General features: G+C 53.8%; 16 protein-coding genes. 12 read left to right on the top strand and 4 right to left on the bottom strand.

The genetic code is table 11. The annotated features are described in order from the left end of the window. Window positions 1-203: 203 nt before the first annotated feature. Window positions 204-869 carry a RadC family protein gene (gene radC, locus ACB496_RS00460; RefSeq protein WP_102105072.1) on the bottom strand — a complete coding sequence of 222 codons (666 nt, stop codon included), beginning with the start codon at window positions 867-869 and terminating at the stop codon, window positions 204-206. A 170-nt stretch (window positions 870-1039) separates the two neighbouring features. Between radC and coaBC the strand changes: the two genes are divergently transcribed. The 3 genes from coaBC (at window position 1040) to slmA (ending at window position 3401) form a co-directional block, all read left to right on the top strand. Next, complete coding sequence (gene coaBC / locus ACB496_RS00455; protein ID WP_371975269.1) at window positions 1040-2251, top strand: bifunctional phosphopantothenoylcysteine decarboxylase/phosphopantothenate--cysteine ligase CoaBC; 1212 nt, start codon at window positions 1040-1042, stop codon at window positions 2249-2251. Continuing rightward, window positions 2229-2687 (top strand): dUTP diphosphatase, encoded by a 459-nt coding sequence (gene dut, locus ACB496_RS00450; protein WP_371973950.1) that lies wholly within the window; start codon window positions 2229-2231, stop codon window positions 2685-2687. Before coaBC ends, dut begins: the two co-directional genes overlap by 23 nt. Before the next feature lie 117 nt (window positions 2688-2804). Then, entirely contained in the window at window positions 2805-3401 is a 597-nt protein-coding gene (gene slmA, locus ACB496_RS00445; RefSeq protein WP_100778201.1) for a nucleoid occlusion factor SlmA, read from the top strand. A gap of 60 nt (window positions 3402-3461) precedes the next feature. Here the strand turns inward: slmA and pyrE are convergent, their stop codons facing one another. Then, the gene (gene pyrE / locus ACB496_RS00440) at window positions 3462-4103 is read right to left on the bottom strand and encodes an orotate phosphoribosyltransferase (protein WP_129035847.1); all 642 of its coding nucleotides are present in this window, start codon (window positions 4101-4103) and stop codon (window positions 3462-3464) included. A gap of 129 nt (window positions 4104-4232) precedes the next feature. Further along, window positions 4233-4949, bottom strand: coding sequence for a ribonuclease PH (gene rph / locus ACB496_RS00435; RefSeq protein ID WP_100778203.1), 717 nt, complete (start codon window positions 4947-4949; stop codon window positions 4233-4235). A 125-nt stretch (window positions 4950-5074) separates the two neighbouring features. On the opposite strand from rph, the gene ACB496_RS00430 reads away from it, so the two are divergent. The 3 genes from ACB496_RS00430 to ACB496_RS00420 all read left to right on the top strand — a co-directional run bounded on the left by ACB496_RS00430 (window position 5075) and on the right by ACB496_RS00420 (window position 8828). After that, on the top strand, window positions 5075-5938 hold the full coding sequence (locus ACB496_RS00430) for a YicC/YloC family endoribonuclease (protein ID WP_102105075.1): 864 nt from the start codon (window positions 5075-5077) through the stop codon (window positions 5936-5938). Between the two features lie 177 nt (window positions 5939-6115). Then, on the top strand, window positions 6116-8056 hold the full coding sequence (locus ACB496_RS00425) for an acyltransferase family protein (RefSeq protein WP_371973947.1): 1941 nt from the start codon (window positions 6116-6118) through the stop codon (window positions 8054-8056). 154 nt (window positions 8057-8210) lie between these two features. Then, window positions 8211-8828, top strand: a complete 618-nt coding sequence (locus ACB496_RS00420; RefSeq protein ID WP_100778207.1) for a trimeric intracellular cation channel family protein — start codon at window positions 8211-8213, stop codon at window positions 8826-8828. A gap of 59 nt (window positions 8829-8887) precedes the next feature. On the opposite strand, the gene ligB is transcribed toward ACB496_RS00420, so the two are convergent. Continuing rightward, window positions 8888-10558: an NAD-dependent DNA ligase LigB gene (gene ligB / locus ACB496_RS00415; RefSeq protein ID WP_371973945.1), complete on the bottom strand. Its 1671-nt coding sequence runs from the start codon at window positions 10556-10558 to the stop codon at window positions 8888-8890. A 251-nt stretch (window positions 10559-10809) separates the two neighbouring features. Here ligB and gmk point away from each other — a divergent pair, with 251 nt between their 5' ends. The 6 genes from gmk (at window position 10810) to ACB496_RS00385 (ending at window position 18171) form a co-directional block, all read left to right on the top strand. Further along, window positions 10810-11433: a guanylate kinase gene (gene gmk, locus ACB496_RS00410; RefSeq protein ID WP_100778209.1), complete on the top strand. Its 624-nt coding sequence runs from the start codon at window positions 10810-10812 to the stop codon at window positions 11431-11433. Window positions 11434-11487: 54 nt separating this feature from the next. Then, a complete protein-coding gene (gene rpoZ, locus ACB496_RS00405; RefSeq protein ID WP_032615688.1) occupies window positions 11488-11763 on the top strand; it encodes a DNA-directed RNA polymerase subunit omega in 276 nt (91 codons plus the stop codon). 19 nt (window positions 11764-11782) lie between these two features. Next, entirely contained in the window at window positions 11783-13894 is a 2112-nt protein-coding gene (gene spoT / locus ACB496_RS00400) for a bifunctional GTP diphosphokinase/guanosine-3',5'-bis pyrophosphate 3'-pyrophosphohydrolase (RefSeq protein ID WP_107702540.1), read from the top strand. A 4-nt stretch (window positions 13895-13898) separates the two neighbouring features. Next, window positions 13899-14588: a tRNA (guanosine(18)-2'-O)-methyltransferase TrmH gene (gene trmH, locus ACB496_RS00395; protein ID WP_100778211.1), complete on the top strand. Its 690-nt coding sequence runs from the start codon at window positions 13899-13901 to the stop codon at window positions 14586-14588. 3 nt (window positions 14589-14591) lie between these two features. Further along, on the top strand, window positions 14592-16673 hold the full coding sequence (recG, locus tag ACB496_RS00390; protein WP_371973941.1) for an ATP-dependent DNA helicase RecG: 2082 nt from the start codon (window positions 14592-14594) through the stop codon (window positions 16671-16673). A 103-nt stretch (window positions 16674-16776) separates the two neighbouring features. After that, entirely contained in the window at window positions 16777-18171 is a 1395-nt protein-coding gene (locus ACB496_RS00385) for a nucleobase:cation symporter-2 family protein (RefSeq protein WP_100778213.1), read from the top strand. The last annotated feature ends 35 nt before the right edge of the window (window positions 18172-18206 follow it).

Raw genomic sequence — 18206 nt, 5'->3', positions numbered from 1 at the left:
AAATCAAATTAGCTCGAGCTTCGTATGGGGTATCGGCGCCTCGTCAGGCTTTACAGCCCGGTCATCGCGGTTCTAAGCGAACTCTCGATTGCCAGGCCCAAATGCCAAACCCGAGATTCTCAAAGGTGGCGTAGTATACGCTGACTCGACGATGTGCTCAAGTCCCGAACAGACAAAGATCCCGATGGATCGCGCGAAATGGTCTAAATCCAACCATATTCGGCAAAAGAAACATACTCTCCCCGACCGATAACTAAATGGTCAAGCACACGAATGTCCATGAATTGACAGCATTTGATGATACGCTCAGTGATCTCTTTGTCGGCTTGACTTGGTTTAGCGCAACCCGAGGGGTGATTATGCGCGAGGATCACGGCGGCTGCATTCACTTTTATCGCTTCACGCACAATTTCTCGCGGATGCACCTCCACATGACTCAAGGTACCCGAGAATAAACGGCAATGTTTTAGCACCCGGTTTTGGTTATCGAGGAAGATCACCATAAAGATCTCGCGCTCAACATCAGAAAGCTGGCTTTGCAAAAAATCCCGCGTCATTTCAGGGCTTATCAAGGGATTATCTTCAAGCATCCGCACGCTGTGATAGCGCCTCGACAGCTCGGCAATCCCTTTTAGCTGAGCAAATTTAGCCACGCCTATCCCTTCGACATGCTTAAATTCTGCAAGCTCGGCGTTGAGCAGGCCGTAGAGCGAGCCAAAATGCTCAAGCAGCTGCTGCGCCAGTACAAAAACACTCTTCCCGGACGTGCCGGTGCGCAAAAAGAGTGCCAGCAGTTCGGTATCCGTCAGAGACGTAATGCCGGAGTGCAGCATTTTTTCTCGCGGCAAGAGCGGCAATGTGAAATCCATATCCTTTCTCCTTTTTTCTTTCATCCTGACACAGGATTCGTGGCCGCTCGACAGGCTCTTTTCGTTCTTGCGTAGCGCCTCGCAAAGCGAGGCGCGCACAAAATCACGCCACTTTTGGGATTGTGATAAAATGCCCGCTCTCTGGTGAAACCCAACAGGAAAGAATCATGATGAGCCTGGCCGGTAAAAAAATCGTTCTTGGCGTGAGCGGCGGCATTGCCGCCTATAAAGCGCCAGAACTGGTGCGCCGTTTGCGCGAGCGCGGGGCCGATGTGCGGGTCGCGATAACCGAAGGCGGCAAAGCCTTTATCACGCCCCTGAGTTTGCAGGCAGTTTCTGGATACCCGGTCTCTGACAGTCTGCTGGACCCTGCGGCAGAAGCCGCCATGGGCCATATTGAGCTTGGCAAGTGGGCAGACCTGGTGATCCTCGCCCCCGCGACGGCTGATTTAATCGCCCGCGTCGCCGCCGGTATGGCAAACGATCTGGTCTCTACCATTTGCCTGGCCACACCCGCTCCGGTCGCCGTGGTGCCTGCCATGAACCAGCAGATGTATCGCAACGCCGCTACCCAGCATAATCTTGACGTGTTGGCCTCTCGCGGCCTGTTGATTTGGGGCCCGGACAGCGGCAGTCAGGCCTGCGGTGATATCGGCCCAGGCCGTATGCTGGACCCTCTTGTTATTGTCGATATGGCGGCGGCCCATTTTGCCCCTGTCAACGACCTGCAACATCTCAACATCATGATTACCGCGGGCCCCACGCGTGAACCCCTGGACCCGGTGCGTTATATCACCAATCACAGCTCCGGTAAGATGGGCTTCGCTATCGCCGCAGCGGCGGCAAAACGCGGGGCGACGGTCACGCTGGTGAGCGGGCCGGTCTCGTTGCCTACGCCATCGTCTGTACAACGAATCGACGTAACCACAGCGCTGGAAATGGAAGCCGCTGTCCAGGCGCACGCACAGAAACAGCACATATTTATCGGCTGCGCCGCCGTTGCGGATTACCGTGCAGAAACCATTGCTGACGCAAAAATTAAAAAGCAAGGCGATGAATTAACGATAAAAATGGTGAAAAACCCAGACATCGTCGCGGGCGTTGCTGCATTAAAAACCCATCGACCTTACGTCGTTGGATTTGCCGCAGAAACGAATAATGTGGAAGAATACGCCCGGCAAAAACGTACCCGCAAAAATCTCGATTTGATTTGTGCGAATGATGTATCGCTGGCGACACAAGGATTTAATAGCGACAGCAATGCACTGCACCTTTTCTGGCAGGATGGAGAGAAAGTCTTACCGCTTGAGCGCAAGGAACTCCTGGGCCAACAATTACTGGACGAGATCGTTACCCGTTATGATGAAAAAAATCGACGTTAAGATTCTGGACCCGCGTGTTGGCCAGCAATTTCCGCTGCCAACTTACGCCACCACCGGCTCTGCTGGTCTTGACCTGCGTGCCTGTCTCGATGACGCCGTAGAGCTGGCACCGGGTGCCACTACGCTTATCCCAACTGGTCTGGCGATTCACATTGCCGACTCGTCACTGGCGGCGGTGATCCTCCCTCGCTCAGGTCTTGGTCATAAGCATGGTATCGTGCTGGGCAATCTGGTTGGGCTTATCGATTCTGACTACCAGGGTCAGCTGATGGTCTCTGTCTGGAACCGTGGCCAGGATAGCTTCACCATTGAGCCGGGCGAACGTATCGCACAGATGGTCTTTGTGCCAGTGGTTCAGGCAGAATTTAACCTGGTGGAAGATTATGATGCCACCGATCGCGGCGAAGGCGGCTTCGGCCACTCAGGGCGCAAATAAGCCTAACAGTACGCATCTCACAGCGTAATAACGCGATAACACACCGCAAACAACAGTTTGCGGTCGCTGTGTGGATGCCAGCCGTAAAAGCGCGTATTTTCAGGGGTATTTTGTAACATGGCAGAAAAACAAACCGCGAAAAGGAATCGTCGCGAAGAAATACTTCAATCTCTGGCTCTGATGCTTGAATCCAGCGATGGCAGCCAACGCATCACCACCGCGAAACTGGCCGCCTCTGTTGGCGTATCAGAAGCGGCGCTCTATCGTCATTTCCCCAGCAAAACGCGGATGTTTGACAGTCTGATCGAATTTATCGAAGACAGCCTGATCACCCGCATCAATCTGATTTTAAAAGACGAAAAAGACACGACCGCGCGCCTGCGTCTGATTGTGCTGCTGATTTTGGGTTTTGGTGAGCGCAATCCGGGTTTAACCCGCATTCTGACCGGTCATGCACTCATGTTTGAGCAGGACAAACTTCAGGGGCGCATCAACCAGCTGTTCGAGCGCATTGAAGCGCAGCTGCGGCAGGTTTTGCGTGAAAAGAAAATGCGTGAAGGCGAAGGTTACGTTACTGACGAAACCTTGCTGGCCGGGCAACTTCTGGCTTTCTGCGAGGGGATGCTTTCCCGGTTTGTGCGCAGCGAGTTCAAATATCGCCCGACGGACGATTTCGACACTCGCTGGCCGTTAGTGGCTGCTCAACTGCAGTAAATCTTATCCGGCCTACGTGATGCGTAGGCCCGGTAAGCACAGTGCCACCGGGCAATTCACTCAAACGCCAAACGCTTCCCGATACGCCTGCACTGACGCCAGGTGATCCGCCATTTCAGGCTTCTCTTCCAGATAGGCAATCAGGTCTTTCAGCGTGATGATCGACGTCACTTTGCAGTGGTAGTCGCGCTCCACTTCCTGAATCGCCGAGATCTCGCCACGGCCACGCTCCTGACGATCCAGAGAGATCAGCACGCCAGCAAGCGTTGCGCCGTTAGCCTGAATGATCTCCATGGATTCACGGATCGCGGTTCCTGCGGTGATCACGTCGTCCACCAGCATCACCCGGCCCTGCAACGCGCTGCCGACCAGGTTGCCGCCTTCACCGTGCGTTTTGGCTTCTTTACGGTTGAAGCAGTACGGCAGGTCACGATCGTGGTGTTCCGCTAACGCCACGGCCGTCGTGGTCGCAATCGGAATCCCTTTGTAAGCCGGACCAAACAGCAGATCAAAATCAATCCCGGAATCCACCAGCGCTTCGGCGTAGAAACGGCCTAACAAAGCCAGATCGCGCCCGGTATTAAACAGGCCGGCATTGAAGAAATAGGGGCTTTTGCGCCCGGATTTCAGCGTAAATTCGCCGAACTTAAGAACCTGCTTGTTAAGCGCAAACTCAATAAACTGGCGCTGATAGGGTTTCATGGATTTGCTCCTCATCTGACTTATCATCATTTTGTTTTACGCTACATCATTCACGCCCTATCGGCAGCCGACAAAGAGACGGCGCTCAGGATGAAGCATAAAAAAAAGGGCGACATCGTCGCCCTTACATCAATTTTCTAACGCCGCTTTCTGCGCCGCGACAATGGATTCGATTCCCCCTCGGGCTAACGCCAGCAAGGTAAGAAGCTCTTCGTGGGTGAACGGCTCGCCTTCTGCCGTGCCCTGCACCTCAATAATGCGACCGTCTTCGGTCATTACGACGTTCATGTCGGTTTCTGCGGCGGAGTCTTCAACGTACTCAAGGTCGCAAAGGGCTTCACCTTTTACAATCCCAACGGAGACAGCGGCCACCATCCCTTTCATTGGGTTGGTTTTCAGTTTACCGGCGGCAACCAGTTTGTTCAGCGCATCGGCAAGCGCCACACAAGCGCCGGTGATGGACGCGGTACGCGTGCCGCCATCAGCCTGAATCACGTCGCAGTCCAGCGTGATGGTGAATTCGCCCAATGTTTTCAGATCCACCGCCGCACGCAATGCGCGAGCAATCAGACGCTGAATTTCCATCGTGCGGCCACCCTGCTTCCCTTTTGCCGCTTCGCGAGCGTTACGGGTGTGGGTCGCACGAGGAAGCATGCCATATTCGGCAGTGATCCAGCCTTGGCCCTGACCTTTCAGAAAACGCGGAACGCCTTCATCGATAGAGGCGGTGCACAGCACCTTGGTGTTACCGAATTCAACAAGCACGGAGCCTTCAGCGTGTATTGTATAGTTACGGGTCAGGGTGACGGGGCGCACCTGATTGGCGCTACGGCCTGCTGGACGCATGATGATATCTCCGGCTTGAAACGAATGTGGCTGCGCATTATACGGATTAAACGCGCTTATTCCTATCCTGAGAAAGCCCCGAAAGCTATAATCCCCCCATCTCTCCTCTAAAAACGGACATGTTTATGATTCGCAGTATGACCGCCTACGCCCGGCGTGAAATCAAGGGTAGCTGGGGTAGCGCTACCTGGGAAATGCGCTCGGTAAACCAGCGCTATCTGGAAACGTATTTCCGTATGCCGGAGCAGTTTCGCAGCCTCGAGCCGGTTGTTCGCGAACGCATTCGTGCTCGCTTGACGCGCGGTAAAGTGGAATGCAACCTGCGTTTTGAACCCGACGCGAGCGCGCAAGGGGAGCTGATCCTCAATGAAAAACTGGCCAAACAGCTGGTGAATGCCGCGAACTGGGTCAAGATGCAGAGCGACGAAGGCGAAATCAATCCTGTTGATATTCTCCGCTGGCCAGGCGTGATGGCCGCAGGAGAGCAGGATCTGGATGCAATTACCACTGAAATTCTGGGTGCGCTTGATGGCGCATTAGATGATTTTATCGTCGCCCGTGAAACCGAAGGTCAGGCGCTGAAAGCGATGATTGAGCAGCGTCTGGAAGGTGTCAGCGCAGAAGTCCTGAAAGTACGCGCGCATATGCCAGAAGTCCTCCAGTGGCAGCGCGAGCGCCTGCTTGCCCGACTCGAAGATGCAGAAGTTCAGCTGGAAAATACCCGTCTGGAGCAGGAACTGGTCCTGATGGCCCAGCGTGTTGACGTGGCCGAAGAGCTGGATCGTCTGGAAGCGCACGTTAAAGAGACCTACAACATTCTGAAGAAAAAAGAAGCCGTGGGTCGTCGTCTCGATTTCATGATGCAGGAATTCAACCGCGAGTCGAACACGTTGGCGTCCAAATCAATCAACGCCGAAGTGACCACATCTGCGATTGAGCTGAAAGTGCTGATTGAGCAAATGCGCGAGCAGATTCAGAACATTGAATAAATGTTTATAAAGTATATTTACTAATTAGTGGTCCCCAAAGGGATCACTTCTTTTTGGATACCATTCTGGTTGAAATCGGATATCTTCCTGAGCAGCAGAATACAAGAATTTCTTTACTTCTTTTGATACACTCGTCGCCGCATTCAATAGCACCTATCGTGAAATCAAGGAAAGAGCATGGCAAACATCAACTTATCAATTGAGGAAACAAGACCCCTCACAGTTGACCTCGATTTCCGCCAGGATATCAACCTGCTCCGCGGAATTGCCATACTCTCTGTCGTGTTTTATCACTTTGCGCCAGACCTGCTTCCAGGCGGCTTTGCTGGTGTAGATATCTTTTTTGTAATATCTGGTTTTCTGATGACAAAGATTATCGCCACAGGTCTGGAGCGACAATCCTTTAATATTATTCGATTTTATGCTGCACGCTTCAAAAGAATCATTCCCGCACTATTAGTTTTGTGCGTTATATTATCTTTAGCAACATTTTTCTGGCTACCCACAAATGAATATCAAAAGCTGGGTAATTATGTCGGCTATACGGCATTATTAATTTCAAATTTAAAATTAAAAAAAGAGTCTGGTGATTACTTCGCTACGGACTCACACGAAAATTGGTTCTTACATACCTGGTCATTGTCGGTCGAGTGGCAGTTTTATCTGGTACTTCCATTTATTATGATGGCTTTATACCCGCTCAGAAAGAAGGTCGATCCCGGGATATGCCTTTTACTGCTCGCGTTATGCTCGTTCTTTGTTGGAATATTCAGCCCTTCAGTCAATTCCGCTACCCGCTTTTACCTCATGCCCTATCGTGCCTGGGAGATGCTTTGCGGCGGCCTAGTTTGGTATGCTGCAAAACGTTATACGCTACCGCAGTCTCTGCGTTCTGCTACTGCGATAACAGGCTATGTCACAATTCTCCTGTCCATTTGGATTATCGGTGCTGAACATGCATGGCCAAGTGGAGCTACATTGTTCCCAGTCGTAGGGACAATGCTAGTAATTTATAGTAACCACTCGCAATTGGTCCGCCCAATTGATCAAAACTTTCGCTGGCTTGGGTTAAGTTCCTATTCCATCTATTTATGGCATTGGCCAATTGCAGTTTATTTGGTTTATGCGGGTCAGCAACATAATAGTGTATGGATAATAAGTGCCATTGCACTTTCCTTTGTCGCAGGATGGTTATCCTGGATATTAATTGAAAAACCCAGCAAAAATGCACTGAGCAAGCAATCTCCGAAAGCATTTTGGTTAACGCTGTTCGCATGTATTGGCGCAGTATGGCTGTTCAGTTATCTGGTTAAAAACGATATCGTGGTGAGCCAGCCCGATCCACTGGTGAATCGCATTGCACTCGAAGCAAATAACAAAAACTTTGCTCCTGATCGAAAAACACACCTAAGTGTGTATGGTTCCGGGAATCTGGCTGCCATCATCGTGGGTGACAGCCATGCAGAGGCTACTGCAACGGCCCTTGCCGCAGCAGCCCAAAACCGAGGCTCGGTTATTGGGATCACCTACTCAGGATGCCCGACGCTCGCAAATGCTGAACGGGTGGAATATGACGGATGCGGTAAATTTAACCGGGATCTTGAAAAACGACTACAGACATATCCTGCAAATGTCCCAGTGGTCATCGTCAACCGTTTGACCCATTATGCTGAAAGTCGACTCGTGAAATTTACAGTGAAAACTGACACTGATGATGCTTTTATTCGTCAGTACACTAAGTCGATTATCGATATGGCGTGCTCCCTTAATCGTCAGCATCCCGTCTATCTTGTGAAACCAATCCCTGATATGGATACGAATGTTCCACGAACACTTTCACATAATCTGATGACCCGTGGTGATGCGAATGATATTTCAGTATCGCTTTCATCATACCAGCACCACAGCCAAATTATGATTCAGGCTCAAAATCAGGCAGCGGCACAGTGCGGTGTCAAATTACTGGATCCTAGCCCCTATATGTGCACCGAGGGACGATGCATGGGAAGTAAAAATCTGGTGCCATGGTACTTCGATGACAACCACCTCAGCGAAACGGGCAATAAAAACCTGGTCCCTATGTTTGAGTCGATGTTTAGCCGTAATATCCATGAATAAAACTAATGATAAAAATCGAGATTTTCGCCAGAGAACTTTCATTATAAGGATTCATTAATTAGAAAAAGTATCGCTGCACCATTCAGACAAGAAAAACTAAATCGTGAGCAGCGCCACAAAACGCTACCCTGAGTCCCTCAATTCTGGGGGACTCATGCTGCTACACATTCTTTACCTGATCGGCATCACCGCTGAAGCCATGACCGGCGCTCTCGCAGCAGGGCGCCGACGTATGGATACCTTTGGGGTAATCATTATTGCCACCGCAACGGCTCTGGGCGGAGGTTCTGTCCGCGATATCCTGCTAGGACACTATCCGCTCGGCTGGGTTAAACATCCTGAATATGTCGTTATCGTTGCCGTCGCCGCGGTGCTGACCACAATTGTCGCTCCCGTGATGCCACATCTTCGACGTCTGTTTTTGGTCCTGGATGCTTTAGGGCTGATTGTGTTTTCCATTATCGGTGCGCAAATTGCGCTGGATATGGGCGAGGGGCCAATTATCGCTACCATCGCTGCCGTTGTGACGGGTGTGTTTGGCGGTGTTTTGCGCGATATGTTCTGTAAACGCATTCCCCTGGTGTTCCAGAAAGAGCTTTACGCGGGTATTTCATTCGCTTCCGCCGTCTTGTATATCGCCCTGCAGCATTACGTGTCGAGCCATGATGTCGTCGTTATCGCCACCCTCCTATTCGGTTTTACCGCACGTATGCTGGCGCTGCGCTTAAAATTGGGGCTTCCTGTTTTTCATTACAAGCACGATGCGCATTGAGTTCTTTGCAATGGGCAACGAATAGTAAAAACGCTGCATATCTCTATAACAGGTTCGCTCTAAAACCCTTGGATGCCTTGCGTTCGCACCCAGGCTGCCATAGCCGCGATAGCTGGATCGTGAAAAAACTCGACCAGCTTTCGTGCTTTCTCCGGGCCGATACCGGGAAGCAGGCGCCAGCTCACCGCCTCTTTGTCGCGTAATTGCTGCCATGAATGATCTGTCAGCGCTTTTGCTGCAGCTTGCGGCAGCGGCACACTTAGCGCACCAATCCATCGCATAAAAGGCTGATGACGTACCCGCTCAAAACGATGCCATAGCTGCAATCCTCGCGAAGCATTTAAGCCTGGCGTATTCTGGAGCTGCTGCTGAGTCAGCGACAGCCAGGAGAAAATATGTTCGAAATGATGAGCCTGATGTAATAGCCGCCAGCCTGACTCACCCAGTCCTTCGATATCGAGCATTTGCTTCGAACTCAGCCAGACTAACCGGGCAAAAAACTGTTCCAGACATTCTGGCGACGCATAAAAGCAGGTCAGCGGGCTAAAATGTGAGGACGGTGGCGTCGGTTTTACACGGTCAACACCCCGCCACACAACCTTATCCAGCCGGGGTATGCCCTGCCCCGCCAGACTCACCAGTACCTGATCGCCAGGCGCGATATCCAGCGTCCGCCAGCGCCCTACGGAACCGAGACTCACTCGCTGTACCCGTTTGTCATCCAACTGCACAGGTTCAAGAGAGGCGACAACAGAGATCTTGCCCGTTCGCCCAACGGTAAACTGAATGGCTTTAACCTCTGCAAGCTGAGAGACCGGCGAATACTTCCACGCAACGACCCAGTCTCCTGCTCCAGGCTGCCAGTGCTCACCCGCAGGTTCGATTGCGGAACGCACCACAATGCCGTCAGTTGCAAAGGGCAAAACGGATGTCAGCCATTCGGTTTTGTTTTGCTCCACCTCTTCTGCGGTTCGGACTGCGCGCGTATAACGCCCGGTCAGGGGAAAACCCGCTTTCGCCAGTTCAGCGACACGCTGCGGCATTGAAGAGGGGCCATCGGGCCAGGCCCAGATAAAAACGCCGATTTTATCCAGCGCCGGCTTGCCACTCTGGCGCATCATCATGCCAGCGACTTTAGCGCGCGCATTCATTCCCCCTTTTTGCTGCTGGATATGCCCTTCGCTGCGTAAAAACAGTTCGCCCTGCAAAATACTGTCCGCCAGTGCTCCCTGCAGAGTTAACGGAATCGACGGTATTTTTTGCACCTGCGCCGTCCAGTCCTCTCCTTTCATTCCGTCGCCACGACTAATGGCCTGCACTAACTTGCCCTTGCGATAGACCAGCGTCACCGCCACACCATCTACTTTCGGCTGCACCCACAGATCGTGGTGCGCTTTCATCCTCTGGCGTAACTCATTTATCCCCACAACCTTATGCACACCCGTATGCGCAATAGGGTGCTTCACCGTCCCACTGGCAGGTGGGATGTCATCGGAAGTGGGTTCGTTGTTGAAGCAAAAGCGCCATTGCGCGAGCCGCGCACTAAGCTGATCGTAAACCTCATCGCTGACCTCGCTTTTCCCCTCCTGCCAGTACGCCTCACTCCAGCGGGCGATCTGCGCACTCAGTTTTGCCATTTCCTGATCTGCTTTAGCATGCGACCAGGCGGGACAAACCGCCATCACGCAGCCATTCCACAGCATCAACACCAATCCAGCCCATTTCCACATCGCGTTACCTCCCTGTTTTGCGAAAGGTATAACCCTGCTGTTTTAACCTGGCTAGCGGCAAAACCACGATTTACGAGCCTGCTTCCGCGTTATGTTCTGATTGCAGCAAACGGCGGGTAAAACCGGAAAACGGTACGCAAAAATCAACAATCCCGAGGAAAAAGTGTGACAAAGACTACGTCACAGAGCAGTGACGTGTATAATAAGCCCGTATGTAGAAACTTCTTCGCTAACACATACAAAAGACTCTCATGGCTCAAGGCACGCTTTATATTGTTTCTGCCCCTAGTGGCGCGGGTAAATCCAGCCTGATTCAGGCGCTGTTAAAAACCCAACCGTTGTACGATACGCAAGTTTCGGTTTCTCACACCACGCGGGCACCGCGTCCGGGTGAAGTACACGGTGAACACTATTTCTTTGTGAATCACGATGAATTCAGAACGATGATTGGCAGAGACGCGTTCCTTGAACACGCTGAAGTATTCGGAAATTTCTACGGGACATCCCGTGAAACCATCGAGCAGGTCCTGGCAACCGGCGTCAATGTGTTCCTGGATATCGACTGGCAGGGCGCACAGCAGATTCGTGCGAAGATGCCGCAAGCGCGGAGCATCTTTATTCTGCCGCCGTCGAAGGATGAGCTTGACCGTCGCCTGCGTGGCCGCGGCCAGGACAGCGAAGAAGTTATCGCAAAACGTATGGCGCAGGCAGTTGCAGAAATGAGCCATTACGCCGAATATGATTACCTTATTGTGAATGATGATTTTGATACTGCCCTGGGCGATCTGAAAACCATTATTCGCGCAGAACGTCTGCGTATGAGCCGCCAGAAGCAGCGACATGACGCATTAATCACCAAACTGTTGGCAGACTGAACCCACATTCAGTATCATGCCCAGTCATTTCTTCATCTGTGGAGCATTTTAAGTATGGCACGCGTAACTGTTCAGGACGCTGTAGAGAAAATTGGTAACCGTTTTGACCTGGTACTGGTCGCCGCGCGTCGCGCTCGTCAGATGCAGTCCGGCGGCAAAGATCCACTGGTACCAGAAGAAAACGATAAAACCACCGTGATCGCACTGCGCGAAATCGAAGAAGGTCTGATCAACAACCAGATCCTCGACGTACGTGAGCGCCAGGAGCAGCAAGAGCAGGAAGCCGCAGAACTGCAGGCCGTAACCGCCATTGCTGAAGGCCGTCGTTAATTAAACCTGCGGGTCGCCCTTGTATCTGTTTGAAAGCCTGAATCAACTGATTCAAACCTACCTGCCTGAAGACCAGATTAAGCGTCTTCAGCAGGCGTATCTCGTTGCACGTGACGCTCACGAGGGCCAAACACGTTCAAGCGGTGAACCCTATATCACGCACCCGGTAGCGGTGGCCTGTATTCTGGCCGAGATGAAACTCGACTATGAAACGCTGATGGCCGCGCTGCTGCATGACGTGATCGAAGATACCCCCGCCACCTACCAGGATATGGAACAGCTGTTTGGTAAAAGCGTTGCCGAACTGGTGGAAGGGGTCTCTAAGCTTGATAAGCTGAAATTCCGCGATAAGAAAGAGGCGCAAGCCGAAAACTTTCGCAAGATGATTATGGCGATGGTGCAGGATATCCGCGTCATTCTCATCAAACTTGCTGACCGTACTCACAATATGCGCACGCTGGGCTCATTACGCCCCGATAAACGTCGCCGCATCGCCCGTGAAACCCTCGAAATTTATAGCCCGCTGGCACACCGTTTAGGTATCCATCACATTAAAACTGAGCTTGAAGAGCTGGGTTTTGAAGCGCTGTACCCGAACCGCTATCGCGTGATTAAAGAGGTGGTTAAAGCCGCGCGCGGCAACCGTAAAGAGATGATTCAGAAGATCCTCTCTGAAATCGAAGGGCGTTTGCAAGAAGCGGGAATTCCGTGTCGCGTTAGCGGCCGCGAAAAGCACTTGTACTCCATCTACTGCAAAATGGTGCTGAAAGAGCAGCGTTTTCACTCGATCATGGACATCTACGCGTTCCGCGTCATCGTTCATGATTCTGACACCTGCTACCGCGTACTCGGTCAGATGCACAGCCTCTACAAACCGCGTCCGGGGCGCGTTAAAGACTATATTGCCATTCCAAAAGCGAACGGCTATCAATCTTTGCACACCTCGATGATCGGGCCGCACGGCGTACCTGTTGAGGTACAAATCCGTACCGAAGACATGGACCAGATGGCGGAAATGGGTGTTGCTGCGCACTGGGCTTATAAAGAGCACGGTGAAACCAGTACCACCGCGCAAATCCGCGCCCAGCGCTGGATGCAAAGCCTGCTTGAACTTCAGCAGAGCGCCGGTAGTTCGTTTGAATTTATCGAGAGCGTTAAATCCGATCTCTTCCCGGATGAGATTTACGTTTTCACGCCAGAAGGGCGCATTGTCGAGCTGCCTGCTGGCGCAACGCCGGTCGACTTCGCTTATGCGGTACATACCGATATTGGTCATGCCTGCGTGGGCGCACGTGTCGACAGACAGCCGTATCCGCTGTCTCAACCGCTCACCAGCGGCCAGACGGTCGAAATTATTACTGCACCGGGCGCTCGCCCAAATGCCGCATGGCTTAACTTCGTCGTCAGTTCGAAAGCACGCGCGAAGATCCGTCAGCTGCTGAAAAACCTCAAACGTGACGACTCCGTTAGCCTGGGCCGTCGCCTGCTCAACCATGCGTTGGGTGGCAGCCGCAAGCTGGCCGAAATTCCGCCAGAGAACATTCAGCGAGAGCTGGAGCGCATGAAGCTCGCCTCGCTTGACGATCTGCTGGCAGAAATCGGCCTGGGTAATGCAATGAGCGTCGTCGTGGCGAAGAACCTCCAGCAGGGCGAAGCCTCGGCTGTGCAGCCCACCACGCAGGGGCACGGTCATCTGCCGATCAAAGGTGCGGATGGGGTGCTTATCACCTTCGCTAAATGCTGCCGACCGATTCCTGGCGACCCAATCATCGCCCACGTCAGCCCAGGTAAAGGTCTGGTTATCCATCACGAGTCCTGCCGTAACATCCGTGGCTATCAAAAAGAGCCAGAGAAGTTCATGGCCGTTGAGTGGGATAAAGAGACCGAGCAAGAATTTATCACCGAAATTAAGGTCGATATGTTCAACCACCAGGGCGCGCTGGCAAACCTGACGGCGGCGATCAACACGGCTTCTTCCAACATTCAGAGCCTGAATACGGAAGAAAAAGATGGCCGCGTTTACAGCGCCTTTATTCGTCTGACCGCGCGCGATCGTGTGCATCTGGCGAATATCATGCGCAAAATCCGCGTGATGCCGGACGTCATTAAAGTCACCCGAAACCGAAACTAGGCTAATGAATTCAGAACGTTATGCACGTATCTGTGAGATGCTCGCCAGACGCCAGCCCGATCTGACGGTCTGCATGGAGCAGGTCCATAAACCTCATAACGTCTCCGCCATCGTCCGCACCGCGGACGCCGTTGGCGTGCATGAAGTTCACGCAGTCTGGCCGGGTAAAAATATGCGCACCATGGCCTCCAGCGCGGCAGGCAGCAACAGCTGGGTGACGGTAAAAACTCACCCCACGATTGCGGATGCTGTCGCGCAGCTGAAAAGCAGCGGGATGCAAATCCTGGCGACCCACCTTTCCGATAAAGCCGTCGATTTTCGCGACATTGATTACACCCGCCCGACCTGCATTCTGATGGGTCAGGAGAAAACCGGGATCACGCAAGAAGCATTAGATCTGGCGGATCAGGACATCATTATCCCGATGATTGGCATGGTGCAGTCGCTGAATGTCTCTGTCGCCTCTGCGCTGATTCTGTATGAAGCCCAGCGCCAGCGTCAGAACGCCGGTATGTACGAGCGCGAAAACAGCATGCTTCCTGAAGTTGAACAGCAGCGTCTGCTGTTTGAAGGCGGCTATCCGGTGCTGGCTCGCGTGGCAAAACAGAAGCAATTACCTTATCCCCACGTCAATGCGCAGGGCGAAATCGAAGCCGATGCCGCATGGTGGTCCACCATGCAGTTTGCAGGCTAAACCATGAACGGCCACCTGCTTGATGCCGTTCCGCTCAGCTCATTAACGGGCGTAGGTGCGGCGCAAAGCAACAAGCTGGCAAAAATTGGCCTGCACACTGTACAAGATTTGCTCCTGCACCTTCCTCTGCGTTACGAAGATCGCACCCAGCTTTACGCGATTGGCGATCTGCTGCCCGGCATCTACGCCACCGTGGAAGGCGAAGTCCTGAACAGCACTATTACCTTCGGCGGCCGTCGCATGATGACCTGTCAGATCAGCGACGGCTCCGGCATTCTCACCATGCGTTTTTTCAATTTCAGTGCTGCGATGAAAAACAGCCTGGCCACCGGACGACGGGTTCTGGCCTATGGCGAGGCCAAGCGCGGGAAATATGGCGCGGAGATGATCCACCCGGAGTACCGTGTACAAGGCGATCTGAGTACGCCTGAACTCCAGGAGACGCTGACCCCGGTGTACCCTACTACCGAAGGTATCAAGCAGGCAACGCTGCGAAAACTGACGGATCAGGCGCTGGAGTTGCTTGATACCTGCGCCATCGCCGAACTGCTGCCGCCTGAGCTGGCACAGGGCATGATGAGCCTGCCGGAAGCCATTCGTACCCTTCACCGTCCACCGCCGTCTTTACAGCTGAGCGAGTTAGAAAACGGGCAACATCCGGCGCAGCGGCGGCTTATCCTTGAAGAATTACTGGCACATAACCTGAGCATGCTGGCGCTTCGCGCGGGTGCACAGCGTTTTCACGCACAACCTCTGCCTGCCCGTGATGATTTAAAAGATAAGCTGCTGGCCTCACTGCCCTTTAAACCGACGAATGCCCAGGCACGCGTGACTGCCGAGATCGAACGCGATATGGCGCTCGATATTCCGATGATGCGTCTGGTACAGGGTGACGTAGGCTCCGGTAAAACGCTGGTCGCCGCCCTCGCGGCCCTGCGCGCTATCGCGCACGGCAGACAGGTGGCGCTGATGGCCCCCACCGAACTGCTCGCCGAGCAGCACGCCAATAACTTCCGCAGCTGGTTTGCGCCGCTGGGCGTGGAAGTGGGCTGGCTTGCTGGCAAGCAAAAAGGCAAAGCACGTCTCGCGCAACAGGAAGCCATCGCCAGCGGTCAGGTACAGATGATTGTCGGTACCCACGCCATTTTTCAGGAGCAGGTGCAGTTTAACGGCCTTGCCCTGGTGATCATCGATGAGCAACATCGCTTTGGCGTACATCAGCGGCTGGCCTTGTGGGAAAAAGGGCTGCAGCAGGGCTTCCACCCGCATCAGTTGATCATGACCGCCACGCCTATCCCGCGCACCCTGGCGATGACCGCCTATGCCGATCTGGATACCTCGACGATCGATGAACTGCCACCCGGCCGAACGCCGGTCACCACCGTGGCCATTCCGGATACGCGCCGCAGCGAGATCATCGATCGCGTGCGCAACGCCTGCACTCACGAAGGCCGTCAGGCGTACTGGGTTTGTACATTGATTGAAGAATCCGACCTGCTGGAAGCGCAGGCCGCAGAAGCGACGTGGGAAGAGCTAAAACTGGCGCTGCCCGAGCTGAATATCGGGCTGGTGCATGGCCGCATGAAACCCGCTGAAAAACAGGCCGTAATGCACTCATTCAAGCAGGGCGAGTTGCATTTGCTGATTGCCACAACGGTTATCGAAGTGGGCGTGGATGTACCGAATGCCAGCCTGATGATTATCGAAAACCCGGAGCGGCTGGGCCTTGCGCAACTTCACCAGCTGCGGGGCCGCGTTGGCCGTGGTGCGGTGGCTTCCCACTGCGTCCTGCTCTTCAAATCCCCGCTTTCTAAAACAGCGCAAATGCGACTCCAGGTGCTGCGCGACAGCAATGACGGCTTCGTGATTGCGCAAAAGGATCTCGAGATCCGCGGCCCCGGCGAACTGCTGGGCACACGCCAGACCGGTAACGCCGAATTCAAAGTGGCCGATCTGCTTCGTGACCAGTCGATGATTCCGGAAGTCCAGCGCCTTGCCCGCCACATTCATGAGCGTTATCCCGTCCAGGCCGCCGGGCTTATTCAACGGTGGATGCCAGAAACCGAGCGCTATTCCAACGCCTGATCGCTGTGCTCAGCCCTGTTTTAATAAATTTATAAATGCAATCGTTTGCTTTTACCATCCGGTCAGCTAAAATGCCCGCTTTTCACCCGTGGGATTGCCGCCGATGTCCGTTAACGCCGTAGAGTCTCAAGATGCGCAACCGATTGCGCACGCTCAACATAATAGTGAACTCATCTACCGTCTTGAAGATCGTCCGCCGCTGGCGCAAACGCTGTTCGCCGCGTGTCAGCACCTGTTGGCGATGTTTGTGGCCGTTATCACGCCTGCCCTGCTGATTTGCCAGGCGCTCGGCTTACCGGCCCAGGACACGCAGCACATCATCAGCATGTCGCTGTTTGCATCCGGCGTGGCGTCTATTATCCAGATTAAAGCCTGGGGTCCGGTCGGTTCAGGGTTGCTGTCGATTCAGGGTACCAGCTTTAACTTTGTTGCCCCGCTGATCATGGGTGGCACAGCGCTGAAAACCGGCGGGGCCGATGTCCCGACGATGATGGCTGCGCTTTTCGGCACTCTGATGCTGGCCAGTTGTACGGAAATGGTCATCTCCCGCGTACTGCACCTGGCGCGCCGCGTCATTACCCCGCTGGTTTCCGGCGTGGTGGTGATGATTATCGGTCTGTCGCTGATTCAGGTGGGCCTGACCTCTATCGGCGGCGGGTATGCGGCGATGAGTGACCACACTTTCGGCGCACCGAAAAACCTGCTGCTGGCGGGCGTAGTGCTGGCGATTATTATTTTGCTCAACCGTCAGCGTAACCCGTACCTGCGCGTCGCCTCGCTGGTGATTGCCATGGCGACCGGTTATCTGGTGGCGTGGGCGATGGGCATGCTGCCGGAAAACACCGCGCCGACCAACAGCGCGCTGATTATGGTGCCGACACCGCTCTATTATGGCCTTGGCATTGACTGGAGCCTGCTCCTGCCGCTGATGCTGGTGTTCATGATCACCTCGCTGGAAACCATCGGCGACATCACCGCAACGTCTGACGTCTCCGAACAGCCGGTCTCTGGCCCGCTGTACATGAAACGCCTGAAAGGCGGCGTGCTGGCGAACGGTCTGAACTCGTTTGTCTCTGCCGTATTCAATACCTTCCCGAACTCCTGCTTTGGCCAGAACAATGGCGTGATCCAGCTGACCGGCGTCGCCAGCCGCTACGTGGGCTTTGTCGTGGCGCTGATGCTGATCGTGCTCGGCCTGTTCCCGGCGGTGAGTGGCTTTGTGCAACACATTCCGGAACCGGTACTGGGCGGCGCAACGCTTGTGATGTTCGGTACGATTGCGGCCTCTGGCGTGCGCATCGTGTCGCGTGAGCCGCTGAACCGCCGTGCCATCATGATTATCGCGCTGTCCTTGGCCGTCGGTCTGGGCGTTTCCCAGCAGCCGCTAATCCTGCAGTTCGCCCCTGACTGGGTGAAAAACCTGCTCTCCTCCGGCATCGCCGCAGGGGGTATCACGGCGATTGTGCTGAACCTCGTCTTCCCGCCAGAAAAGAACTGATCCCCCGTCACGGCAGGCATCACGCCTGCCGTGAA

The sequence above is a fragment of the Lelliottia nimipressuralis genome (genome assembly GCF_041464075.1).
Lineage (GTDB): Bacteria > Pseudomonadota > Gammaproteobacteria > Enterobacterales > Enterobacteriaceae > Enterobacter > Enterobacter nimipressuralis.
Note: the sequence above shows the minus strand (reverse complement) of the source record. Positions and strands in the feature narration are given on the sequence as shown.